The sequence below is a fragment of the Enterobacter sp. SORGH_AS_0287 genome (assembly GCF_031453695.1).
Lineage (GTDB): Bacteria > Pseudomonadota > Gammaproteobacteria > Enterobacterales > Enterobacteriaceae > Enterobacter > Enterobacter ludwigii.
This window is the reverse complement of record NZ_JAVIZW010000001.1, coordinates 472,115-495,464: the sequence shown is the minus strand read 5'-3', so window position 1 is coordinate 495,464 and position 23,350 is coordinate 472,115. Positions and strand designations below refer to the sequence as shown.

General features: G+C 48.5%; 21 protein-coding genes. All 21 read right to left on the bottom strand.

Annotation, left to right across the window (positions count from 1 at the left end; all coding sequences use genetic code 11):
- Entirely contained in the window at window positions 1-690 is a 690-nt protein-coding gene (locus tag QE396_RS02225; RefSeq protein ID WP_007949888.1) for a cytidylyltransferase domain-containing protein, read from the bottom strand.
- Entirely contained in the window at window positions 690-1,748 is a 1,059-nt protein-coding gene (locus tag QE396_RS02220; protein ID WP_020883279.1) for a nucleotidyltransferase family protein, read from the bottom strand. The genes QE396_RS02225 and QE396_RS02220 overlap by 1 nt, the downstream gene beginning before the upstream one ends.
- 33 nt (window positions 1,749-1,781) lie before the next feature.
- Window positions 1,782-2,393, bottom strand: coding sequence for an acetyltransferase (locus QE396_RS02215; protein WP_020883278.1), 612 nt, complete (start codon window positions 2,391-2,393; stop codon window positions 1,782-1,784).
- Window positions 2,386-3,462, bottom strand: coding sequence for an N-acetylneuraminate synthase (gene neuB, locus QE396_RS02210; protein ID WP_020883277.1), 1,077 nt, complete (start codon window positions 3,460-3,462; stop codon window positions 2,386-2,388). Before neuB ends, QE396_RS02215 begins: the two co-directional genes overlap by 8 nt.
- Before the next feature lie 5 nt (window positions 3,463-3,467).
- Complete coding sequence (neuC, locus tag QE396_RS02205; RefSeq protein WP_020883276.1) at window positions 3,468-4,622, bottom strand: UDP-N-acetylglucosamine 2-epimerase; 1,155 nt, start codon at window positions 4,620-4,622, stop codon at window positions 3,468-3,470.
- Window positions 4,623-4,633: 11 nt separating this feature from the next.
- Window positions 4,634-5,782, bottom strand: coding sequence for a LegC family aminotransferase (locus QE396_RS02200; protein WP_020883275.1), 1,149 nt, complete (start codon window positions 5,780-5,782; stop codon window positions 4,634-4,636).
- A 10-nt stretch (window positions 5,783-5,792) separates the two neighbouring features.
- Window positions 5,793-6,983 carry a UDP-N-acetylglucosamine 4,6-dehydratase gene (locus QE396_RS02195; protein WP_020883274.1) on the bottom strand — a complete coding sequence of 397 codons (1,191 nt, stop codon included), beginning with the start codon at window positions 6,981-6,983 and terminating at the stop codon, window positions 5,793-5,795.
- Window positions 6,984-6,985: 2 nt separating this feature from the next.
- Complete coding sequence (gene rfbC, locus QE396_RS02190; protein WP_086532312.1) at window positions 6,986-7,531, bottom strand: dTDP-4-dehydrorhamnose 3,5-epimerase; 546 nt, start codon at window positions 7,529-7,531, stop codon at window positions 6,986-6,988.
- A 3-nt stretch (window positions 7,532-7,534) separates the two neighbouring features.
- A complete protein-coding gene (rfbA, locus tag QE396_RS02185; protein ID WP_020883272.1) occupies window positions 7,535-8,413 on the bottom strand; it encodes a glucose-1-phosphate thymidylyltransferase RfbA in 879 nt (292 codons plus the stop codon).
- Window positions 8,414-8,464: 51 nt separating this feature from the next.
- Complete coding sequence (rfbD, locus tag QE396_RS02180) at window positions 8,465-9,364, bottom strand: dTDP-4-dehydrorhamnose reductase (RefSeq protein WP_020883271.1); 900 nt, start codon at window positions 9,362-9,364, stop codon at window positions 8,465-8,467.
- Window positions 9,364-10,449, bottom strand: a complete 1,086-nt coding sequence (rfbB, locus tag QE396_RS02175; protein ID WP_020883270.1) for a dTDP-glucose 4,6-dehydratase — start codon at window positions 10,447-10,449, stop codon at window positions 9,364-9,366. The genes rfbD and rfbB overlap by 1 nt, the downstream gene beginning before the upstream one ends.
- 349 nt (window positions 10,450-10,798) lie before the next feature.
- Window positions 10,799-11,695 carry a GalU regulator GalF gene (galF, locus tag QE396_RS02170; protein WP_020883269.1) on the bottom strand — a complete coding sequence of 299 codons (897 nt, stop codon included), beginning with the start codon at window positions 11,693-11,695 and terminating at the stop codon, window positions 10,799-10,801.
- Window positions 11,696-11,872: 177 nt separating this feature from the next.
- A complete protein-coding gene (gene wcaM, locus QE396_RS02165) occupies window positions 11,873-13,264 on the bottom strand; it encodes a colanic acid biosynthesis protein WcaM (protein WP_020883268.1) in 1,392 nt (463 codons plus the stop codon).
- 12 nt (window positions 13,265-13,276) lie between these two features.
- A complete protein-coding gene (gene wcaL / locus QE396_RS02160) occupies window positions 13,277-14,497 on the bottom strand; it encodes a colanic acid biosynthesis glycosyltransferase WcaL (RefSeq protein WP_014170810.1) in 1,221 nt (406 codons plus the stop codon).
- On the bottom strand, window positions 14,494-15,774 hold the full coding sequence (wcaK, locus tag QE396_RS02155; RefSeq protein ID WP_020883267.1) for a colanic acid biosynthesis pyruvyl transferase WcaK: 1,281 nt from the start codon (window positions 15,772-15,774) through the stop codon (window positions 14,494-14,496). Before wcaK ends, wcaL begins: the two co-directional genes overlap by 4 nt.
- A 17-nt stretch (window positions 15,775-15,791) precedes the next feature.
- Window positions 15,792-17,270, bottom strand: a complete 1,479-nt coding sequence (wzxC, locus tag QE396_RS02150) for a colanic acid undecaprenyl disphosphate flippase WzxC (protein ID WP_020883266.1) — start codon at window positions 17,268-17,270, stop codon at window positions 15,792-15,794.
- Between the two features lies 1 nt (window position 17,271).
- The gene (gene wcaJ / locus QE396_RS02145; protein ID WP_014170813.1) at window positions 17,272-18,666 is read right to left on the bottom strand and encodes an undecaprenyl-phosphate glucose phosphotransferase; all 1,395 of its coding nucleotides are present in this window, start codon (window positions 18,664-18,666) and stop codon (window positions 17,272-17,274) included.
- Between the two features lie 62 nt (window positions 18,667-18,728).
- The gene (gene cpsG, locus QE396_RS02140) at window positions 18,729-20,099 is read right to left on the bottom strand and encodes a colanic acid biosynthesis phosphomannomutase CpsG (RefSeq protein ID WP_020883265.1); all 1,371 of its coding nucleotides are present in this window, start codon (window positions 20,097-20,099) and stop codon (window positions 18,729-18,731) included.
- Window positions 20,100-20,208: 109 nt separating this feature from the next.
- Window positions 20,209-21,645, bottom strand: coding sequence for a mannose-1-phosphate guanyltransferase (cpsB, locus tag QE396_RS02135; protein WP_014170815.1), 1,437 nt, complete (start codon window positions 21,643-21,645; stop codon window positions 20,209-20,211).
- Between the two features lie 3 nt (window positions 21,646-21,648).
- Complete coding sequence (gene wcaI, locus QE396_RS02130; RefSeq protein ID WP_014170816.1) at window positions 21,649-22,872, bottom strand: colanic acid biosynthesis fucosyltransferase WcaI; 1,224 nt, start codon at window positions 22,870-22,872, stop codon at window positions 21,649-21,651.
- The gene (locus QE396_RS02125; protein ID WP_072126435.1) at window positions 22,869-23,348 is read right to left on the bottom strand and encodes a GDP-mannose mannosyl hydrolase; all 480 of its coding nucleotides are present in this window, start codon (window positions 23,346-23,348) and stop codon (window positions 22,869-22,871) included. The genes wcaI and QE396_RS02125 overlap by 4 nt, the downstream gene beginning before the upstream one ends.
- Window positions 23,349-23,350 lie beyond the last annotated feature (2 nt).

Genomic DNA, 23,350 nt, shown 5'->3' with positions numbered 1-23,350 from the left:
TTAATCAACTCTTTTAGACAGTAGTATTTCAGCCAATTCAAAATCTATTTGCTCATCAATATCAATGGAATTAAACCGATTCATTATATATGCAAATGTTCCCTTGCTGTAGAGATTATTAATATTAGAAACATAATCTCTATTAAACAAATAAATGGAGCCATTTAGCCTATAATATGTGGGTAAGTCTTGAGAACGTTGAATATTAATAGCCGGGATGAAATTATCCATTGATAAGTCATTAGGCAAGGTATTACAATATTGGATAGGATGTTCGACTTCACATACTGAAACTATAGCCCTAGCTTTTTTTTCATTCATTAAATCGAAAGCTTTTGCTATATCAGTCTCGGTTCTTAGTGGAGAAGTTGGCTGTAATATCATAACAGTAGAAACTTCAACGCCAGTTTCTTCTAGCCATCTAATTATATCTGTTACCACATCATTTGTCGTTGCTGTATCAGATGAAAGTTCAGGCGAACGAAGGTAAGGAACTTCCGCTCCAGCTCGTATAGAGATATCTCGAATCTGCTCTGAGTCCGTACTAACTATTATCCTATCGAATAGCTCAGATTTTAAGGCCGCATCTATTGTCCATTCAATTAAAGGGCGGCCACAAAGGTTTTTAATGTTCTTACCCGGAAGCCTTTTACTCCCGCCTCTTGCAGGAATTATCGCTATCTTCATCATTATAAATACAACCCTTGTATATCTTGTTGCGCTTTATAAAAGTCGTCCATACGGCCAATATCTAACCAGTATTCATGGATTGGGAACATTGTTACTTGTTTATCCATTTTTATTTGTTGCTCTAATAAAGTTGGCATATCAATCTTTATATTTGCTGCAACATTTTTATATATTTCTGGATTAACGACATAAATCCCGGCATTTACAAAAAACTTCTGAATTGGCTTCTCAACCATGTCCGTAATAACATTACCTTTTCCTCGCACAACTCCATATGGAATTTGATATTCGTATTCTCGCACGCACATTGTCGCTATTGATTTTGATTCAATATGAAATTGCAATAGCTTCTCAATATTTAACGTAGTAAGCACATCGCCATTAATCATGATCAACGGCAAATCATCAATATCTTTAGGTAAAAGCCCGAGTGCACCGCCAGTACCTAATGGCTCTGCCTCATATACATAGGTTATCTTCACACCCCATTTAGAGCCATCACCAAAATAATCAGAAATATACTCTGGCATGTAATGCGTAGATATATATATATTCTCAAATCCAGAGGCGATAAACTGAGTTAAAAGTGTCTCTAAAATTGGTTTATCACCAACTTTAAGCATTGGTTTTGGGCAATTATCTGTTAAGGGTTTTAACCGAGTGCCAAATCCTCCCGCCATGATAAAAATTGGGTTTTTATAGCTACGTTTCTCAATACTTGTTTCATACGTTTCTAGCCCAAGAACTTTCCCAGATTGAGGATCAATAATTGGTATCGCCAAAATAGATCTATTAGACATGAGCTGAATCAGCTGTGTTTTCGTTGTTTCAACAGTTGCAGTAACGGGTGATTTATTCATCACGCAGCTTACATTTGCATCAAGGTCAACATTTTTCAAAATTCCACGACGGATATCTCCATCGGTCAGCACTCCAAGTAACCTACTCTCATCATCTATAACAAGGCCTATCCGTAAGGCTTCGTCATTAATAATTTTCAGTGCACTTCGAATACTGTCATTTGGTGATATAAGAACTTTTTGCCATTTTTTTTTCATTGTATCCCCCTGACTAAAGAGTAATCATAATGTTTAGTAAAAAGTTGATTTAGGAAGAATATTTTTCCGGACAAGAGCTGCAGCACCAACAATGCTTTCGTCTCCAATATTTATATTTTGTATAACAGTCGCATTAGCGCCTATAAATACATTGTCGCCACAATTTACACCACCGCATAAGACCCCACCAGGGGAGATATGGCAGTTATTACCGATAATTGTATCATGCTCGATGATAACGCGTGTATTGATAATCGTATTCTCACCCAGCCTAACGCCGGGCTGAATTATTGCTCCGGGTAAAACTTGCACACCTTCGTCTAATTCTGAATACGATGAAACTAAGGCGTCCTTAGATACTATTGTTTCGAACACATAACCCATAGCTTTTAATTTTGCAAAGATCGTATTTCTTTTACAAGAACCAGGCACAAAGCCTAATCCATTAGCAACTTTAATTGTCCCTGGTAAATATTTACTGAAAAAAAGATCATCAGAAATAACGGGAATTCCTTTAAAAATTTCACGATTTAAAGTTAGCTGTTTATCAACAATAACTTCTATTTTATACTCAAGCTTGAGCAAGACATCTGCTATTACGGAGGCATGCCCTCCCCCCCCCAATAGTGCAATTGTTTTAGTCATTGCTAATTCTGTCACCTTCGCAATAATCTTTTTTTGCCATTTTCCCTAGCATATCCCAGAATTCATACGGAGAAATACCATCTCCGGGACGTTTGACCGAAATATTTTCGTTGCTATAATAAGATCCCGCACTAATATCTTTCACAGCAACAATGCTGCGTCGTGCTATCGATTTATTTTTTTGCTCCGAGGCTGTTGGTCTTTTTACTCCATCACCTAAAGCTAATTCGACGTTTCTAATTGCCTTAACCATTTCAGCAAGCTCGTCTGGTTCTAAAGACGCTTTGTGATCTGGTCCTTCCATATTTCTATCAAGAGTAAAATGTTTTTCGATTATCACTGCACCTCTGGCAACAGCTGCTACTGGGATAGTAATACCCTGACTATGGTCTGAATAACCGGTCGGTAAGCCAAAGGCTACAGCCAAAGAATCCATCGCCTTAAGATTTATTTCATTCATTGGTGCAGGGTATTCAGTAGTACAATGTAATATACGTACCTTTTCTTTCAGAGCACGCTGTCCTGCATCCGATGAATATGCTTTTTGAAATTCGGTGCGTGAAGGTATTACATTCCCACTAGAAGTAAATCCAAATGCCAGTACACCCAGAGCATCTTCAATTTCGGACAATGTTGCCATTCCGGTAGATAGCATAATATTGCAGCCGGTCAATGCATGTGATAATACAAAGGGAGCGTTTGTTATCTCCCCTGAAGGTATTTTCAATGTTTTTAATTTTAAGTCATTCACCAAAAATTTTAAACTATCCTCATCAAATGCAGTTGATAAGAATTCAATTCCTAATTGATTGCAATAGTCAATTAGTTCCTTATGGGTTTCATAAGATAGCTCTAATCGGCTTAACATGGCTAGCTGTGATTCAGTTTTATTAGTATTTGTAACTTGATATTCAGCTTGAGCAGCACTTGCTGTAACCAGATTTTGAGATTTAAATGTTTGAAACTTAACTATATCTGCACCAGCATTGTGTGCTGCATCGATCAAACGAAAAGCCAGGTCACGCTGACCATTGTGATTTACACCGGCCTCTGCAATGATAAGAGTCATAATAATTATCCTAAATCGTGAAATTTTTTCATGGGTTGAAAGTCGAGGGCCTTAATAGCATTAATGATTTTCTTACTCGAATCACCTTCCCCATAAGGATTATCAATTTTTAGAGAATTAAATTCATCTTTCATTTGAACAGCTGTTTTAATTGCCTCAACTATATCATATTTATTTGGTTGACAATTAATGACTGAATTTGCCGCTAATCTGCCATTTTGCCGAGAGCCGATGTTTATTGTCGGGACACAAAACGATGGCGCCTCAATAATACCACTTGAAGAATTCCCAATTACCATTGAACTGTATTTTAAGGCAGAAAGATAGCGTAGCTGTCCCAAAGATGGAATGGCATAGACTCTTTCCACTTGAGTTTTCGCATATTTTTCTAGAATTGGAATTATTTGCCTACCACCGTCATCCGAATTCGGGTAAGTAATAATCACTTTGTGATCTTTAAACTCATCAAGTGCATCTAATAATGCTTCAAATGAACGCTTTGGAGATTCATTTGCAAGAGTAACAGGGTGGTATGTGACAAGAAAATAAGGGCGATCAAGCGAAAATTTTAATGATTTACTTAATGCATCTAAACTTAGTAGTTTTGTACGGTGAAGATGTTCAAGGCCTAACGCGCCAACATTGTATACTCTATTAGGTTCCTCGCCCAATTGAATGACTCTTGTTCGATATTCCTCAGTTGATACTCCGTGCAAATAACTTAGTTTCGTTATTGCATGCCTAATCGCATCATCATAGGCACCTTCAGTAATTTCTCCACCATGTAAATGAAAGATTGGTATTTTTAAAAACATCGCTGCCTGAGCTGCCGCAAAAGCTTCATACCGATCTCCTAGAATGATAATCAGATCAGGTTTCATCCTGGTTAATGCATCGGCAAATCCAATTAGGCCAAGCCCTATACTTTTCACTACCCCAACAGCACTATCCGAAGATAGTAAGATTTCTACTTTTTCATCAATCTTAAAACCATCTTCTTCTATCTGATGCCATGTTAAGCCAAATTCAGGAGACAAATGCATCCCGCTGACTAAAACCTGGAGTTCAAGAGCATTATCATCTTTAATGTCTTGCATTAACCAATATAGCAAACCATATTCAGCTCTTGTACCAGTAAAGACAGCAATTTTTTTTGTCATACCAAACTTTCCTACAAACTATTAATAGGTGTACTTGGAAGATTTATTAACCTTTCTTCGATGATTTCAGATTGTTTCAAATCGTCACGAATGTATCCATTATACATCGGTAAACGATGCATTAATTTCCACACTGGTCTAATCATTATTCCATTTTGATTCATATCAATAAGCAGTCTATCTCTGGTTTCTTTTGTGTCGCATACAACAGCATTTAGCCAATAATTAGAGCGTGCATATTCAGGTTCAGAAACAAATTTTAATTCACTATTAGCAAAAAACTCTTGATATTTCTTCGCAAGTTCTCTTTTTTGAGACAAGAACAAGTTAATATTTTCTATTTGTGCGCAACCAAGAGCAGCATTAATATTTGGCATACGATAATTAAACCCTGGCTCATCATGATTGAATTCGTAGGGATGTGGTATCTTCGCCGTTGTGGTTACATGTTTAGTTCTTTTACCTTCTTCCTCTGAGTGACATAAGATCATGCCACCGCCACCGGTAGTTATAATTTTGTTACCATTGAAACTTAGGCATCCATACTTACCGATCGTGCCAGTATGTTTTCCTTTGTAAAAAGAACCAAGGCTTTCTGCTGCATCCTCTATCAAAGCAATCCCCCACTTTTGGCATACTTGAAGTAATTCATCCAATTCAACAGGATGACCAAATGTATGCATAGGCACTGCCGCTCTAATTTTCTTACCCGTTTTACGGTGAATAGCCCCTAATTCTGTGCGCTCAGCATTTTCATCAAGCCAATTATTCATTGCTATTGGACAAAGGCCCATGCTGATAGGTGATATATCGATGAAAACAGGCTCTGCACCTAAATGATATATCGCATTGCATGTTGCAACAAAAGTTAATGCTTGTGTAATGATTAAATCACCACGCTGCACTCCAGAAAGATAGAGTGCCGCATGTAGCGCAGCGGTACCATTTACAGTTGCTACTGCCCTAGGGCTTTTTGTGTAAGATTCGATTTTTCTTTCGAACTCATCCACATACTTCCCAACGCTAGAAACAAAACTTGATTCAATAGTATCTGCAACATATGCCTTTTCATTTCCCTTAAATGTTGGCACATGGAGAGGAATGAAATCATCCGTTTTATACAGATCTCTAATAAAAGTTACCAGGATATCAGCGTTCATGTTTCAACCTTTACATTTTGCCATCTAAATATTTGCCTTTTTCTTGATGTCCGAAACCACTAATAGTCTCGTGAAACAAAGAAACGATTTCATCTTTAGTCCAGGATAAATCTTTTTTCATATCATGAATCTTTTTACGGAAATTCTGGATTTTTTTAGTGTCAAGAGAAGATGAATTTTTAACAATGCCAATATTATTATATTTATTCATATCGACAGTTTCATTAGCCATGAAAAATTCTTCGAAATCTTTTTCACCTGTCGTATCACTAGGAGTGAACAAACACGGCCAAAAATCTTTGCCGATATTATTTTTTGCAAAGTCTCTGGCTTCTTCCTCTGTGTTACATAAATATGGTTTCAAACCTAATTGTTGTAAATACAATACTGCTATTTCTGAAAAAGTTATCAAATCTAATTCTTCACTTAGTTTTGGGAAAAATATATCCCCATTCTCTCCAAATATACATGACATCAAGCATAATTCACCTGATTCCTGCGGAGTGACAAAATAACGTTTAATATCATTAGGCGCTACAATTGGTTGTCTTTTCTGTATCCTCTGATTAAAACCATGCAATAATGAACCATCGGAAAAGGCCACATTCGCAAATCGAGCCGTTGAAATATTTATATTCTTACTTTGTTCCATTAAAAACATTTCCATGATGCGTTTAGAGCCCCCCATCATATTGACGGGATTTGCGGCCTTATCCGTTGAGACGCAGAAATATTTTTTAGCTCCGTGTAAATGAGATTGAATGATTGTTTTCTCAGTATTAAACACATTAACATCTATCATACGCATTAACGTGTAAGGGTCTTTTTCACTACGAACATGTTTCAAAGCAGATAAGTTTAAAACATAATCATATTTACCATCAGCTTTAATGAATGCATCATATTCGATAGAACCAATATCTAAAGCAAAGGTTTTAAAATCCCCATTGATATATCCAAATGAACTCCGGATATCACGTACAAGTTCAACTAAATTATTCTCACTGATATCAACAACATGTAACTTTTTAGGATTTCTTTTAAATATTTCTTTAGTTACCGCCTGACCTATCGACCCTGCTCCACCAAGCACCAGAAACTTTGAAGCTGAAACAATCTTTCTCAGTTCGTTCTCATGATTAACAACATCAGTATCGAGCAATGCTTTATTTCTACCGATTAACTTTAAAATATCGATCATTTTTATTTTACTCCAATAGCTTTTTGAAACTGCGAGTTTTGTTTATCTTTCTCAGATAAAATAACATCAATTGATGGCCATTCAATATTTATACTTTTATCATTCCAAATTATTCCAGCCTCATACTTCGGTGCATAATAATTTGTAGTTTTATAAACAAACTCAGCAGAATCACTTAATACTAAAAAACCATGCGCAAATCCTTCAGGGATCCACAATTGTCTTTTGTTTTCAGCAGAAAGATTTACTCCTACCCATTTGCCAAAAGTAGGGGAGGCTTTACGAATATCCACTGCGACATCAAATACTTCCCCCGCAACACAGCGAACCAATTTACCTTGCGCATGCGGTTCTAACTGATAGTGCAGTCCACGCAAAACGCCTTTGCACGATTTCGAATGGTTATCCTGTACAAATTCAATTTTTCGCCCAACTGCTTCCTCGAAAATTTTTTGGCTAAAGCTTTCAAAGAAAAAACCGCGTTCGTCACCAAATACTTTCGGCTCAAAAATCATTACATCGGGAATATCAGTTTTTACCACATTCATTAATTAGTAACCTTTAATCATTTTGAGCAGATATTGACCATAAGCATTCTTTTTCAGTGGTTCTGCAAGTTTTTTGACCTGCTCCGCATCGATAAAACCTTTTCGGAAAGCAATTTCTTCCGGACAAGAAACTTTTAAACCTTGACGCTCTTCAATTGTGGCAATAAAGTTGCTCGCCTCGATCAGGCTTTGGTGTGTTCCTGTATCCAGCCACGCATAGCCACGCCCCATCATCGCAACAGACAGACGCCCCTGCTCCAGATAAATTCGGTTGATATCGGTAATTTCCAGCTCACCGCGCGCTGAAGGCTTCAAGTTCTTCGCCATTTCCACTACATCGTTATCGTAGAAGTAAAGCCCTGTTACGGCATAGTTGCTCTTCGGCTCCAGTGGCTTTTCTTCCAGGCTGATAGCAGTGCCATCTTTGTCAAATTCCACCACACCATAACGCTCAGGGTCATTAACATGATAAGCAAATACCGTAGCACCTTCGCCTTTATCAACTGCGGCTTCCAGCTGTTTTGGCAGGTCATGACCATAGAAAATATTATCGCCCAGCACCAGCGCACAGCTGTCGTCACCGATGAACTCTTCGCCAATAATAAAGGCCTGTGCCAGTCCATCAGGACTTGGCTGGACTTTATACTGAAGGTTCAATCCCCACTGGCTGCCGTCGCCCAGAAGTTGTGAAAAGCGCGGGGTATCCTGCGGCGTACTGATGATGAGAATATCTTTGATCCCTGCCAACATCAGCGTTGACAGCGGATAGTAAATCATTGGTTTGTCATAAATTGGCAGCAATTGCTTGCTCACTGCCATAGTAACTGGGTAGAGACGAGTGCCAGATCCACCAGCAAGAATAATACCTTTACGCGTAGCCATTGTAATTTCTCTATAAATGCAAATTGCCCGAAGCCGGGCAATTATTTAATATTAGATTGATTCAGCGGAAAAAAGCTCGGTGAGCATTCGCTTAACGCCAACATCCCATGCCGGTAAAACCAGGCCAAAGTTGCGCTGGAATTTCTCTGTATTTAAACGCGAATTCTGAGGACGACGCGCAGGCGTAGGATACGCGGTGGTAGGAACGGCATTGAGCTTTTCAATTTCCAGTTCAATTCCCGCCTTTCTGGCTTCATCGAAGACTAACGCGGCATAGTCATACCAGGTGGTCGTGTCTGATGCAACGAGATGATAGAGGCCAGCCACTTCAGGTTTTACCATGGCCACACGGATAGCATGCGCGGTACAGTCAGCCAGTAACTCAGCGCCTGTTGGCGCACCAACCTGATCATTGATTACGGAGAGTTCTTTACGCGCTTTAGCCAGGCGAAGCATTGTTTTTGCAAAGTTATTGCCTTTGCCGGCGTAAACCCAACTTGTGCGGAAAATCAGGTGTTTAGCGCAATGTGCCTGGAGCGCTTTTTCACCGTCGAGCTTGGTCTGTCCATACACATTAAGAGGTGCGGTCGCATCCGTTTCGCGCCATGGCGTTTCGCCATCGCCTGGAAAGACGTAATCCGTAGAATAGTGTACAACCCAGGCACCGATTTTAGCCGCTTCTTTCGCAATTGCCTCGACGCTGGTTGCGTTGAGCAGCTGTGCGAATTCCTGCTCTGATTCAGCTTTATCGACTGCGGTATGCGCCGCTGCATTGACGATGACGTCAGGCTTAATTACACGGACGGTTTCAGCGATGCCTTCAGGGTTACTAAAATCACCACAGTACTCTTCCGACTTCACATCCAGTGCAATCACGTTTCCTAACGGTGCGAGTGCGCGCTGGAGTTCCCAACCCACCTGCCCTGTCTTGCCGAACAGAAGAATGTTCATTATTGACGTTCTCCGTAATTCTGTTCGATCCAGGTCTTGTAAGCACCGCTTTTAACGTTGTTAACCCAGTCCTGGTTGCTCAGATACCATTCCACGGTCTTACGGATACCGCTTTCGAACGTCTCTTCAGGCTTCCATCCCAGCTCAACACCAATTTTATGCGCATCAATCGCGTAGCGGCGGTCATGCCCGGGGCGGTCAGCGACGTAAGTAATTTGATCGCGATAGGAACCTTCTTTCGGCACGATTTCATCCAGCAGATCGCAAATGGTGTGTACCACATCCAGATTCTGCTTTTCGTTATGCCCACCGATGTTATAAGTTTCACCCGGTTTACCCTGGGTTACAACGGTGTACAGCGCACGAGCATGGTCTTCAACATACAGCCAGTCACGGATCTGGTCGCCTTTGCCGTAAATTGGCAGCGCTTTACCGTCCAGCGCATTCAAAATCACCAGCGGGATCAGCTTTTCAGGGAAGTGATACGGGCCATAGTTATTTGAGCAGTTGGTCACGATTGTTGGGAAACCGTAGGTACGCAGCCATGCGCGTACGAGGTGATCGCTGGACGCCTTAGAGGCGGAATACGGGCTGCTTGGTGCATAGGCTGTGGTTTCGGTAAACAGCGGCAGCTCAGCAGACGCAGGATGTTCATCAGGATGCGGCAAATCGCCGTACACTTCATCCGTAGAGATGTGGTGGAAACGAAACGCCGCTTTGGCCGCGTCATCCAGCGTCAACCAGTAAGCTCGCGCGGCTTCCAGAAGGACATAGGTACCCACAATGTTGGTCTCAATAAACGCAGCGGGGCCGGTAATAGATCGGTCAACGTGACTCTCTGCCGCAAGGTGCATCACCGCATTCGGTTTGTGCTCGGCGAAAATGCGATCCATGGCCGCTTTATCGCAAATATCTGCATGTTCAAAGACATAACGATCGCTACCATTGACGTCGGTGAGTGACTCCAGGTTACCTGCATATGTCAGTTTATCCACATTGACGACTTCATCCTGGGTATTTTTAATAATATGCCGCACAACCGCTGAACCGATAAAACCGGCACCGCCCGTCACAAGAATTTTCACGTTATCTATTCCGTCTGTTGGATATGTCGAGATATTGGCGCTCTGAACCCTATTCTTAATATAGAGTTCAGGAATTATGCACGCTACCGCCCCTGGCTTAACAGCTACCAGTGCACTGAGCGAATGTTGAAAAAATGATTTTATGGTCTGATCTCAGACAAAAACTGGCGTTAATTGTCATCCTAAATGGTCTTAGAAACAAGCACAAATCGTTACAAATCAGTCCACATTTGAATCAGATAACCCCATGTTATCATTATAATTAATAACAAAAAACGGCAGTCACCATTTTGGTTATGTTTTACATAGCCAAATGATAACTGCCGCTTATTCAAAAGTCAGAGAGGAATCAGTCGTTAGCCAGCAACTTCTCAATCCGGCTTCTGAACTTCTGACCTTCCTTCAGGTTACGCAGGCCATACTTCACAAATGCCTGCATATAGCCCAGTTTCTTACCGCAGTCGTAGCTGTCACCGGTCATCAGCATCGCATCAACAGACTGCTTCTTAGCCAGTTCAGCAATCGCATCGGTCAACTGGATACGGTCCCAGGCACCCGGCTCGGTTTTTTCCAGCTCGGCCCAGATATCCGCGTTGAGAACATAACGGCCAACGGCCATCAGGTCAGAATCCAGCGTCTGCGGCTGATCCGGTTTCTCGATAAACTCAACGATACGGCTCACCTGCCCTTCCGTCTCCAGCGCTTCTTTAGTCTGGATAACAGAGTACTCGGAGAGATCGCCTTTCATGCGCTTAGCAAGCACCTGGCTACGGCCCGTTTCGTTGAAGCGCGCCACCATTGCCGCCAGGTTGTAACGCAGCGGATCGGCAGATGCGCTGTCGATAATGATATCCGGCAGAACAACGATGAACGGGTTGTCACCCACGACCGGGCGCGCGCAAAGAATGGAGTGGCCCAGACCCAGCGGCTGCGCCTGACGCACGTTCATGATGGTTACGCCAGGAGGACAGATAGACTGCACTTCAGCCAGCAGCTGGCGTTTTACGCGCTGCTCAAGCAACGCTTCGAGTTCGTAAGAGGTGTCGAAGTGGTTTTCTACCGCATTCTTGGAGGAGTGCGTAACCAGGACGATTTCTTTGATCCCTGCAGCAACAATTTCATCGACAATGTATTGAATCATCGGTTTGTCGACAATCGGCAGCATCTCTTTAGGAATGGCTTTTGTGGCTGGCAACATATGCATGCCCAGGCCTGCTACCGGAATGACTGCTTTCAAATTAATCATTATTTCTTCCACCTTAAAATGGTTGACGAATTATAGCTCTTTAACCTGTTTTCGCCAGCATGATTTGCCGTGATTCTTATATGATGTTAGGGGACCACATCACAAAAAACAGTAGTTGTAATCTGAATAGATCGCGTTTCTGTGCCAGGAATAGTCGCAAAAAAAGACCATTGTCGATTATCTGTGCGGGAGCGCAAAATTCAGCCGCTCCGTATTCACCACCTGCTGGTCCACGCGGTCAATATCCACGGAGCTCTGCCCTTTCTCATTCACAGCCTTGATGTTCGCCAGCGACAGTAAGGTCTCATCTTTAGCCATAAACTTGCCTCGGACATCCTTACGCAGGTCGAAATTCATCTTCAGCGCCGGGCCGACGGCAGCTTCCTGCATCACGTTGATATTACGCAAGAAGAGGTGCTGTGGTTTGTTGTGCAACTCAAGCGTAGCCCGCTGCATCCCAACGTTGGTGATGGCCACAAAGGAGGTGGCGTTGCCGGAGGAAATTTGTATTCCGCGCAGTTTGTACGCAAGCTGGCGATTATCCAGGCGAATGTCGTTCAGCTTAAAGTTCTGAGGTATCGAGAGATAGTCGCCCTTTATTACACCGTAGCCGATCAGCATGCCGGCACTATTGACCATATCGACATTATCAATTATGAAATTATCACAGCCATAAATGGCTACCGTGGCGTTGTCTATTCCCGCCTTCTTGCTGAAGTCAGGAGTGATATTCTTGGCCTTAATATTGCGAATAATAAAGTGCTTACCGTTTTCGACGTGGACTAACTGACGACAGTTGCTGCCGGTGATATTTGCCACCACGAAGTTCTTCACGGTTTGCTTTTCCGGATAATCGTTGTCGTAGGTGCTGCCGGCGAGACCAATGCCGATGCCCCAGTTGATCTTGCCGTTCGTACAGTTAATGTTGTCAATCACATGATCGGAGATCAGGATGTTACGGTCATTAATGGCGACGTTCCACTCAATCGCGTCGCCCTGGAGATGGCTGAATTTACTGTTGGTGATGCGCGCGCCATCTATCTGATTATGGAATCCCTGGCGCAGGATGGCGTAGTTCGCCTGGCTTACGCTGATGTTATCAATCAGCAGGTTGCGCATGACGCGCGGCTTTTTGCCGCCAATGTAGATCTGCGTCACCGGTCCAAAGCCGCTCATTGCCAGCCCTTTGATCACACAGTCTGAACCGCGAATGTCCAGCGTAATGTTCTCCGTGCGGCCGTCACCTTCACCAATCACTTTACTGCCTTCCTGCAGCACAAAGCGTCCGCGACCATTTCCCGTTAACGCACCGCGGATCAACAGCGTTTTACCGTCAGGAATGAAAATGCCCGTATTGATGTTTTTACAGGTGAGCCCGGCAGGGACAACAACGGTGTCGCCTTCGTTAAATGCCTGCTTAAAGGCGGCGATCCAGTCGTTGTTGTTGTACTGGTTAACAGAGACCGTCTTTCCGGTTGCCGCCCGCGCAATGCGGGACGACAGCAGCGGCGTAGCCGCCAGGACGGATAATGAAGAGACAAAGGTGCGTCGGGTAATCTTTTTCAGCATACAACCTCGGCGTTACAACGTTTGCAGCAGGCTCGCTAACTGGCGATTAATCACCTGCTGGTTAAAATCTGCTTCAACTTTTTGTCGGGCGTTGTGGATAACGGGCTCCAGCGCCTGTTGGTCGATGCCGCTAAATTCGGCTAAGCGATCCGCAAGGGCCATCGCATTATTCTCCGGTACCAGCCAGCCGGAGTAATCAGACTTGATTAACTCCGGGATCCCGCTGTGCAGGGTCGACACCACCGGAATACCGACGGCCATCGCCTCCATTAACGCAACCGGGATCCCCTCCATATCGCCATCGGCGCCGGTCACGGAAGGCAGCAGGAATACGTCCGCCTCATCCAGCATGGCCTTCACCTCGTGGCTTGGCTTAAAACCTGGCATCTCCACGTAATCTTCCAGCTGATACTGTTCGATAAGCGTGCGAAGACGACGCTCCCACGGGCCAATACCGAGAATGCGATAGCGGAAATCCACGCCGCGCGCTCGCAGCTGGCGGCAGGCTTCGATGGCCACGTGCAGACCCTTTTTCTCCGTCAGACGCGCCACAGAAATAATCTGCAGCGGTTTTCCCGGTACCTTGACCGGGCGGCGAGTAAAGCGCTCTAAATCCACGCCCATACGCGAAACGGTGATTTTTTCCTGCGGACAGCCCATGTTTTTCAGACGCCCGGCCCACAAGTCGCTGATGGGCAGCATCATGTCGCCACGGCGGAAAAGCTGCTGATACTCCGGCGTGTAGTGGTTCAATACCTCGCGGCTGGAGATGTCGATACCGTGGAAGATGGTCGCAATCTTACCGTCAATCACCCCCAGCTCACGCAGTTTGGCGGCGGTCACGCCCGCCGGGCCAAAGTGAGCAATAAACACATCGGCGCGGTACGGCTGCGCCGTTTGACCACAAATGGCGGACAGGATCAGGTTACGCGATTCCGCGCCATAGCGGGAAACATTCAGCGCGCGCCAGGTCGACGCACGATGGATCCCGCGTAAGGTCTGGCTGGCCCGGTGGCGCAGCTTATTTACTCTCCCTGAGGGCTCGTCCTGCAGCCAGCGGGTTTTCGCCTCCAGCCCATACTGCGTATACGCCGCATGGGTATTTTGTGTATCGCCCTTTTGCAGGGCGATGATCTCCACGTCGTATCCCATATCGATAAACGCGGTGATTTGGTTCAGCACAAAGGTTTCAGACGACAGCGGAAATTTCAGTAAGAAGAAACCAACCTTCATTTCCCCTCCCGGACGCGGTCGAGCACCGATTTCACCATCCCAATTCCCTTCTCGCGCTCGGCTTTCACCGCGACGGCCAGGCGTTCATTGATGGCAGGCAATTGCCCCAGGGTATCGCCCACCATCGCGCCAAGCGAACCATCCAGCAGATGACGAATATCAACGGCCATTTCAGGCATGCCAAGCTGCTGCATAATGCCGGCTGACTTGTGCTCGTAGTTAATCGCAATGGCCGGCGTGCCAAAGTTCATCGAAATGATCGCCGAGTGCAGACGCGTGCCCACGGTGAGGTCACAGGCTGAGAGCAATTTGCCCATCTCGAGATCGTTCAGTTCGTCCATCACCACGTGATAACGGGACGGATCGTTTACCAGGTTGCACAGGTTCAACGCCACCATGCGGTCATCTTTGTTATAGCTGTCGATGCCGGTACAGGTTGAAAGCGCCAGCACCTGGTATCCGCTGTCCAGCACACGGTTCACTACGTCAGCAAACGCTTTCTCATACGCCGCCTGGGTGGTGCCTAAACGTTTATCAAACGGTGCAAGTTCGCGCAGGGTGATGGCGACCGTTTTCTGTTTCGCCGCCACGTCCAGCCAGTGCTGCACTGCGTAGCTCGCCTGGAAACTGTCGTCCTGATGATCCACCAGCCAGGCGGTGTCCACCCCGTGTTCCACTTTAGAGGTGTCAATCTCACTGCGTTTCATCATATCGAGGCTTACCGACTCACGCAGGATCAGAGCATCGCAGTGGCCGAAGACATAGTTTGCCAGCTGGTTAAACTGCGGATCCTGGAACGGCCCGACGCTGTGACCAATCATAAACAGCGGTTTTTTCGCCATGAATGTGCAAAGTGCGTGCTCAAACTGAGGCACACCGTAAAGATCGACGAAGAACGATCCGCCGACCTGAATAATGGCGTCGTAGCCCGACAGCAGTCGAACGAAATCCGTGAAGCCCTGAGCAATGGCGATGTTACGCAGCTTGCCGGTATCAGTTACACGGGACAGCAACACCTGGTGCTGATAGCGACGGCGCAGAACTTTCTTCACGCGTCCCATCACGCCGGCGGCGTTGTTGTGCTGCTTCATCTGGCTGTAGAGCGGGTCGCCCATTACCGGGCGGTTCAATAACCAGGAAGAGCTGACCGGATAACGGCTCATCACGTCCACTTCAGTCTCAGGCTTAAGGGTGTTAATCGCATCCAATAAACCGCGCAGAATGGCGCTGTCGCCACGGTTGCCGCAGGTATGGTTGCCAAGAATAAGTAATTTCATAATGGCCTCTTAAATAACTAGCCTGCGCGAAGCAGCGTTTTCATTTTTTCGTTACGGCAAAACTGGCGCTTCATCTCCACCACCAGCGCATTACGTGACAGCACAATCATCACGCCAAACGCCAGTGCACCTGCTGCGACCTGTATTGCCAGCATGGCCGCGAGCGGCAGATGGCCAGTGAGCACGATGCCCAGTCCATAGCTCACCACAAGGGTAGGCAGTGACAGATAAAACGGCAGCCACAGGCTCAGAATGTACTGCCGGTAGCTGGAGCCCAGCACCGGCTTGATCATCACGAAGTAGCTCAGTATGGTGTTGATGATCTGCACCAGCAGAAAACCAAGCGTGACCCCAATGGCGCCGGCCATATGTCCACCGACGATAATCGCCGGAATAAACAGGAACGTTTTAAACACGTTGAATTTGAAGCTGATATCAACCCGCGCTTTAGCCATCAGCAGTGAGCCAATCGGGTTGCCAACGGATCGCAGCAGCCCCACCACGCACAGCAGCTGCAGGATCGGGATAATGCTGTTCCACTTCTCGCCAAACACCAGCGGCACGAAGTTGCTCGAGACCACCATCAGCCCCAGCAAAACCGGGAAATTGATAATGCCCACCACAGAGAGCAGCTTGTAAAAATTAACGCGCAGCTTCTCGGTGTCGTCCTGAATTTTGGCGAACGCCGGGAACAGTACGCGGGTGATAATCGGGTTGAGCTTCATTGGTGGTACTACCGCGACGTTGTACGCCAGGTTGTACCCGCCCGCGACGCTCGCGCCGAGGATGCGTGCCAGCACCAGCGTGGAGAGGTTGGTGTTGACATAGTTGATGATGCTGTCGGCGGTGAGCCACGCGCCAAAACGCAGGTTGGATGACACCGAAGCGAGAGAGAAATGCAGCCCAGGACGGTAAATCTTGCGGCCAAAGTAGCCGAACAGCAGCGTACGCACGGCAGAGTTAACCAGATATCCGAGGATAGCGGTCATGGCCAGCGGCCAGAAATGGGCGCTGACCACGGTAAAGGTAAACCCTGCGAGAACGGCGCTGGTCTCGATCATCCCAATCTTGTTGAATTCCAGCTCTTTCTGCATCAGCGCGCGGAACTGTTGCCCGTGCGGGATCACCACAAAAGCAAACGAGAGCGTACGCATCAGCGGTGCCAGATCGGGGTTGTGCAGCACGCTGGCGATGGTATCGCTCAACAGGAACACCAGCACGAAAACGAACACCCCCAACCCAACGTTCAGCCAGTAGAGCGTGGTCAGTTCCAGATGGCTGATCTCTTTGCGCTGGATAATCGAGTTAGCAATGCCGAAGTCAGACAGCGTATCGGCCAGCGCGATAATCACCAGCGAGACGGTCAGCAGACCGAACTGGTGGTTATCGATAATGCGCGCCAGCACCGTCATCTGTACCAGGCCGAGGCCAATGATGACAATGGTCGCCATCGCTGACCATTTGGCGCCGCTGATGGTTTTTTCACGTAAGCTCATCTTAGTACGCCGCTTTGTTCACGAAACCTTTGAAGATGGTCAGAAAGACGATCTTGATATCGAACCAGAGGCTCCATTCACGGATGTACTCCAGGTCGAACTCGATGCGTTTTTCCATTTTTTCCAGCGTGTCGGTCTCGCCGCGCCAGCCGTTGATCTGCGCCCAGCCGGTAATGCCTGGCTTCACTTTATGGCGCAACATGTAGCCTTCAATCAGCGAGCGGTACTGTTCGTTGTGAGCCACGGCATGGGGACGGGGTCCGACAATCGACATGCCACCGGTAAAGACGTTGATAAACTGCGGCAGCTCATCCAGCGAGGTACGGCGCAGGAAGTTCCCCACCCGCGTAACACGAGGATCGTTCTGCGTCGCCTGGGTCACGACCTTGTCGTTCTCCATCACCTTCATTGAGCGGAATTTCCACACCATGATGGGCTTACCGTCCATGCCGTAGCGGGTCTGACGGAAAATAACCGGGCCCGGAGAGCTCAGCTTCACCGCCAGAGCAATGCAGCACAGCACCGGGGAGATCAGCAGTAAGATCAGTGAAGAGAGCACGATATCTTCCAGGCGCTTGAGCACGCGATTGATACCCGACAGCGGGGTGTCATACAGCGGCACGACCGGCACGCCGTTCACTTCTTCAATACGGGAATGGAGGATGTTAAAGGTAAAGACGTCCGGGATCAGGATCACCGAACAGGTGGTATCGGCCAGTTCACGCATCAGTTTCTTAATGCGGGATTCATCTTTCATCTGCATCGCGATGTAGACGTTATGAATTTTGCCGGCTTTCGCGTCCTCAATAAGCTGTTCGTAATTACCGGCCCAGTCTGAAGGCACGCCGCCAGGCTTCGCGTCGTGATAAATCCCGACCACTTCAAAACCTAACCATGGCTCTTTGCGGAAGCTATCGAGAAGCACCTTCCCTACCGGCAAATCCCCCGCCACGGCGACAAAGCGACGGTTATAACCGCGGTTACGCAGCCAGCCGGCGCCAAAACGGATCAGAGTGCGGCATACGACCATGCCGACGCTGGTAATCAGGTACCAGCACAGATACGTCACCAGGCGATTATCAAAATCATGGCTGAATGCCACCAGCCCTGCGCTGAAGATCAGGCTTAATGTCCAGTTCTGCAGCAACAGCATCAGTTCGGTGGTCATTTTCACACCACGCCACGAACGGTAGAAGTCGGTCATCCCCCCGATCATCTGGAACACAACCAGCGCAATCAGCGCCATGAGCAGATGCATGTAGAAGAAGGATTGCCCGCTTACCCAACTCACCACCCATAATCCGCCGACCATGATGGTGATATCAGAAAAACGCTGCACCATGGAGATTAACGATGCATTCGTTCTCGCTCGTTCGCGTTTTTTTAGATTCGTCATCGTTGTTCCTTTAGTTCAACACCTGCCCCCTCACCCCACATCAGGGTGAGGGGGAAAGCTATTTACTGATTCAACAGCGCCAGAATGTCCTTCGTTCGCGCTTCCATCAGCGCGGTATCCGCGCGGGATTCCACGTTCAGGCGCACCACCGGCTCGGTATTTGAAGAGCGCAGGTTAAAACGCCACTGCGGGAACGCCATGCTGATGCCGTCGGTACGGTCAATTTCCAGCGCATGGAGGGCAAAATGCTGCTCCACGCGGGCAATGGCCTCGGCCGGCTGCGCCAGTTTGCTGTTGATTTCGCCACTTGCCGGGAAGGCCGCCATGCGGTCGCGTACCAGCTCGCCAAGGGTCTGCCCTTTCAGACACAGCAGCTCGGTCACCAGCAGCCACGGGATCATCCCGCTGTCGCAGTAGGCAAAATCACGGAAATAGTGGTGGGCGCTCATCTCGCCGCCATAAATGGCGTCTTCTTCGCGCATACGCTCTTTGATGAAGGCATGACCGGTTTTGGACATCACCGGCTGGCCGCCCGCGGCGTTCACCACATCCACGGTGTTCCAGGACAGACGCGGATCGTGAATGATCTTCGCGCCCGGGTTCTTCTCGAGGAACGCTTCCGCCAGCAGACCGACAATGTAGTAGCCTTCGATGAACTGGCCTTTTTCGTCGAACAGGAAGCAGCGGTCGAAATCGCCGTCAAAGGCGATACCCATATCGGCACCGTGTTCGATGACCGCGTTACGGGTGTCGTCGCGGCACTCCGGCAGCAGCGGGTTCGGGATACCGTTCGGGAAGTTGCCGTCCGGGGTGTTATGGACCTTAACGAAGGTTACCGGGACGTTCAGGGCCATAAAGCGGGCTTCGAGCGCATCCACCACCGGGCCGGCCGCGCCGTTACCGGAGTTGATCACCAGCTTCAGCGGTTTCAGGTTTGCAACGTTGATGTAGCCCAGCAGATGGTCGATGTACGCTTTACGCAGGTCGATCTGCTTATAGCTGCCGCGTTTCGCTTCATTCACCGGCGGGAAATCGTTAGCTTCGGCGAGACGCTGCACGTCACGCAGACCGGTATCGCCGCTGATAGGACGCGCGCCCTTGCGCACCAGCTTCATACCGTTGTAGTCCATCGGGTTATGGCTGGCTGTCACTTCGATACCGCCGTCCACGCCGAGGTGGAAGGTGGCAAAGTAAATCTCTTCGGTGCCGGACAAGCCGATATCCAGCACGTCCACTCCCGCATCCTGCAGCCCTTTTGCCAGCTCCAGCTTCAGGGACTCACTGGTCAGGCGCACATCGCCGCCCAGGACAATCGTTTGTGGCTTAAGATATTCGCCGTATGCGCGGCCAATGCGCCACGCAATGTCTTCATTCAGCTCTTCGCCCAGCTTGCCGCGAATATCGTAGGCTTTAAAACAGGTTAATTTTTCCATGATGACCCCTTTTTCAGGCAACAGTTGGCCCGCCCGATTAACAGGCAAATTTGTTTTTATTCATTCGCAGGCCGGATGCGCGAAACGCTATCCGGCTTTAGAGACGGCGCTATACCCGCCCGTAACGGTCCTGGAAACGGACAATATCGTCTTCTTCCAGGTACGAACCGGAGCGCACTTCAATTAAGTCGAGAGGAATTTTCCCCGGGTTTTCCAGACAGTGCGTGGCCCCCAGCGGAATATAGATTGACTCGTTTTCGCCCAGCAGTTTCACTTCGCCATCAATCGTGACTTTGGCGGTACCCGCCACCACGACCCAGTGCTCGGCACGGTGGTGGTGCATCTGTACCGACAGCCCCTCACCCGGTTTCACGGTGATGCGTTTCACCTGGTAACGTTCACCGGCATCGATGGAGTCATATTTGCCCCACGGACGATACACTTCGCGGTGGATATGGTGTTCATGGCGACCATCGGCCTTGATCTTCTCCACCACTTTTTTAACGTCCTGCACGGCATTACGGTCAGCAATCAGCACGGCGTCTTTCGTCTGTACGACCACCAGATCCTTCACGCCAACTGTGGTCACCAGACCGGACTCGGCGTAGACATAGCTGTTTTCCGTTTTGTGGCTGATAACATCACCGTGGTGGACGTTACCCTCCGGGGTATGGGCGCTGATCTCCCACAGGGAGGACCAGGAGCCAACATCACTCCAGCCCGCATCCATCGGTACCACAACGGCATCGGCCGTGCGTTCCATTACCGCATAGTCAATTGACTCTTCCGGGCAGGCGAGGAAAGACGCTTCGTCAACACGGATAAAATCGAGATCCGGATCCACTACCGCCATCGCTTTCTCGCAGGCGTCCAGAATATCCGGGCGATATTTGCGCAGCTCTTCCAGGTAGCGGCCAGCGCGGAACAGGAACATCCCGCTGTTCCAGTAATATTCACCGCTGGCCACATACGCCTGCGCGGTTTCCAGATTCGGTTTTTCGACAAACTGCGCCACGTCAAACGCTACGCTGTCGCCTTCGCCCGGGGTCACATTGCCACGACGAATATACCCGTAGCCGGTTTCCGGCAGGTCAGGCACGATGCCGAAAGTCACCAGTTTGCCGTTTTCGGCGTAAGGAATAGCCGCGCGTACCGCCTCGCGGAACGACTCTTCCTGTTGAATAACATGGTCTGCCGCCAGAACCAGCATCAGCGGATCGCAATCCGGGCTGCTGCGTTTGGCCGCCAGCGCCGCCAGCGCAATCGCGGGGGCGGTGTTACGTCCGGCAGGCTCCAGAATGATATTTTCTGTGAGTTTGTTCAGCTGGCGCAGCTGCTCGGCGACAATAAAGCGGTGTTGTTCGTTACAAATCACCACCGGGCTTTCACACTCCACACCCTGCAGGCGGTTAACCGTCGTCTGCAGCATGGTGAGCTCCCCTTTCAGGCAGAGGAACTGTTTTGGATAGAGCACGCGGGACAGCGGCCACAACCGGCTACCAGAGCCACCTGCCATCACAACCGGATACAAAGTGGTTTGACTCATGATTTATCCCCGTATATCTGCAATAAATTGGCTCAGCACGTTCTCTTTCTCGAGCGTGCGTTCGGCATATTCACGTGCCACCGTGTTCGTTTTTGGCATGGCAAGTGCCCGTTCAATGCCAGTGACCAGCGCCGGGACCGATTCCGGTTCCACGCAAACGGCGATCCCCGGATAGCTGTCGCACAGCTGGCCTAATTCTGTTTCGGCTTCCGCCGTGATCACCGCGTTACCGCCCACTGCCAGAATGTTGGTCAGCTTGGACGGCAGCACCGCGTCTGCCGCGCCGCGCTTTTGTACTACCAGATGGCAGTCGCCCATCTTCAGCAACGCAGGCAGTGCCTCGTAAGACTGAAGCGGGAAAAATTTCACGTTCGTCAGGCCGCGTTCGTTGGCCATTTTTTCCAGTCGCGCTTTTCCGCCGCCCTGCCCGACGATGACAAACATCCAGGGTTGATGGCTCAGTTGCTGTGCGGCGTCGATGACGCTCTCAAGCCCCTGCTTCTCGCCGATGTTGCCTGAGTAAAGAATGATTTTTTGGTCGTCAGGCAGACCGAGCTGAGCGCGTAGCGCCTGAGCGTCACTGTCTGTTACGTCGCGAAAACGCGCCACTTCAGACCAGTTGGGGAAAAAGATCACTTTTTCCGCCGGTACGCCCTTCTCCTGCGCTTTGTTCATCATTGAGCGCGAGATGGTCGAGACATAATCCACGTTATGCAGGCCGCTGCGCTCGAAGGCGCTGGCGAGTTTCGCCACCTTCCCGCTCTTACCTTTGCCGGCCATTCCCAGGCCGAGCATGGCGTCCACTTCATAATCCTGAATGTGAAGCAGCGTGCGCGCGCCGGAGAGTTTGCCCAGCAGGCGCATGCCTGGGGTGCAGAACAGCGTTGGCACCACACCGATAATGCGATCCGGCTTCCAGCGACGTTGCGCCATCAGCGGGAAGAAACTGCTCAGGGCAAAGCTGCCCAGATGAAGTAACCGCTTCAGCGTTGAGGGCTGTTTCGGCACGTACAGCGGGCAACGCCAGACGGTCGCGGCACCCTCTTCGCGACGGTAGCGCCAGCCTGAATAGCGCTCACCTACTTTCCATTCCGGGTAGTATGGCGGCGCGGTAATGACCCGTACGTCATGTCCCTGGCTCGCCATCCACTCGACCATTTCGCCGGTGTATTTACCGATGCCGGTTAACTCCGGCGAATAGTTGATTCCGTACACCAGAATTTTCATAAGCCCGGCACTCCGGACTGACGATCGGCCAGGAAATAGGCACGACTGTTGTCATGCACATTGTCACTGGCCAGCAACGCCTCTGGCGTCTGCCAGCGGTAGTCGTCATGCTGAGAATCAGGCAGACGCAGGTCTGCCTCACTCACCTTCAGGCGAAAACCGAGCACCACATAGTGCGTGGTGAAACCGGTGCCCGAAAAGTTATCGTCATAGAAGTGCTGCCAGACCCCGTAAAACTGGCCTGCCGCCATCGGCAGTTGCAGGCCCAGTTCCGCCAGAGTGAGACGCTCAAAAGCATTTTCCAGCGTCTCATCCTTCTGCACGCGCCCGCCGGGCACGAACCAAAAGCCCTGTGCAGGACGGTTGGTTCGTTTTCCCAGCAAGAACTCGCCGCGTTCGTTTTCCACCACCAAATCAATTGAGATGAGCGGAGTGGAACGCACTACCGTGGCAAAATCTTCCTGACTTAAAAACATCA

Bases quoted from the DNA above. Each gene is read 5' to 3' on its own strand.
- wcaK (WP_020883267.1), bottom strand. From the start codon at position 15,774: ATGAAATTACTTATTCTTGGCAACCATACCTGCGGCAACCGTGGCGAC.
- cpsG (WP_020883265.1), bottom strand. From the start codon at position 20,099: ATGGAAAAATTAACCTGTTTTAAAGCCTACGATATTCGCGGCAAGCTG.
- QE396_RS02200 (WP_020883275.1), bottom strand. From the start codon at position 5,782: ATGAACGCTGATATCCTGGTAACTTTTATTAGAGATCTGTATAAAACG.
- wcaM (WP_020883268.1), bottom strand. From the start codon at position 13,264: ATGCTGAAAAAGATTACCCGACGCACCTTTGTCTCTTCATTATCCGTC.
- cpsB (WP_014170815.1), bottom strand. From the start codon at position 21,645: ATGAGTCAAACCACTTTGTATCCGGTTGTGATGGCAGGTGGCTCTGGT.
- wcaJ (WP_014170813.1), bottom strand. From the start codon at position 18,666: ATGACGAATCTAAAAAAACGCGAACGAGCGAGAACGAATGCATCGTTA.
- QE396_RS02125 (WP_072126435.1), bottom strand. From the start codon at position 23,348: ATGTTTTTAAGTCAGGAAGATTTTGCCACGGTAGTGCGTTCCACTCCG.
- rfbA (WP_020883272.1), bottom strand. From the start codon at position 8,413: ATGGCTACGCGTAAAGGTATTATTCTTGCTGGTGGATCTGGCACTCGT.
- wzxC (WP_020883266.1), bottom strand. From the start codon at position 17,270: ATGAGCTTACGTGAAAAAACCATCAGCGGCGCCAAATGGTCAGCGATG.
- neuC (WP_020883276.1), bottom strand. From the start codon at position 4,622: ATGACAAAAAAAATTGCTGTCTTTACTGGTACAAGAGCTGAATATGGT.
- QE396_RS02225 (WP_007949888.1), bottom strand. From the start codon at position 690: ATGATGAAGATAGCGATAATTCCTGCAAGAGGCGGGAGTAAAAGGCTT.
- wcaI (WP_014170816.1), bottom strand. From the start codon at position 22,872: ATGAAAATTCTGGTGTACGGAATCAACTATTCGCCGGAGTTAACCGGC.
- wcaL (WP_014170810.1), bottom strand. From the start codon at position 14,497: ATGAAGGTTGGTTTCTTCTTACTGAAATTTCCGCTGTCGTCTGAAACC.
- rfbC (WP_086532312.1), bottom strand. From the start codon at position 7,531: ATGAATGTGGTAAAAACTGATATTCCCGATGTAATGATTTTTGAGCCG.
- QE396_RS02220 (WP_020883279.1), bottom strand. From the start codon at position 1,748: ATGAAAAAAAAATGGCAAAAAGTTCTTATATCACCAAATGACAGTATT.
- galF (WP_020883269.1), bottom strand. From the start codon at position 11,695: ATGATTAATTTGAAAGCAGTCATTCCGGTAGCAGGCCTGGGCATGCAT.
- neuB (WP_020883277.1), bottom strand. From the start codon at position 3,462: ATGACTCTTATCATTGCAGAGGCCGGTGTAAATCACAATGGTCAGCGT.
- QE396_RS02215 (WP_020883278.1), bottom strand. From the start codon at position 2,393: ATGACTAAAACAATTGCACTATTGGGGGGGGGAGGGCATGCCTCCGTA.
- QE396_RS02195 (WP_020883274.1), bottom strand. From the start codon at position 6,983: ATGATCGATATTTTAAAGTTAATCGGTAGAAATAAAGCATTGCTCGAT.
- rfbD (WP_020883271.1), bottom strand. From the start codon at position 9,364: ATGAACATTCTTCTGTTCGGCAAGACAGGGCAGGTGGGTTGGGAACTC.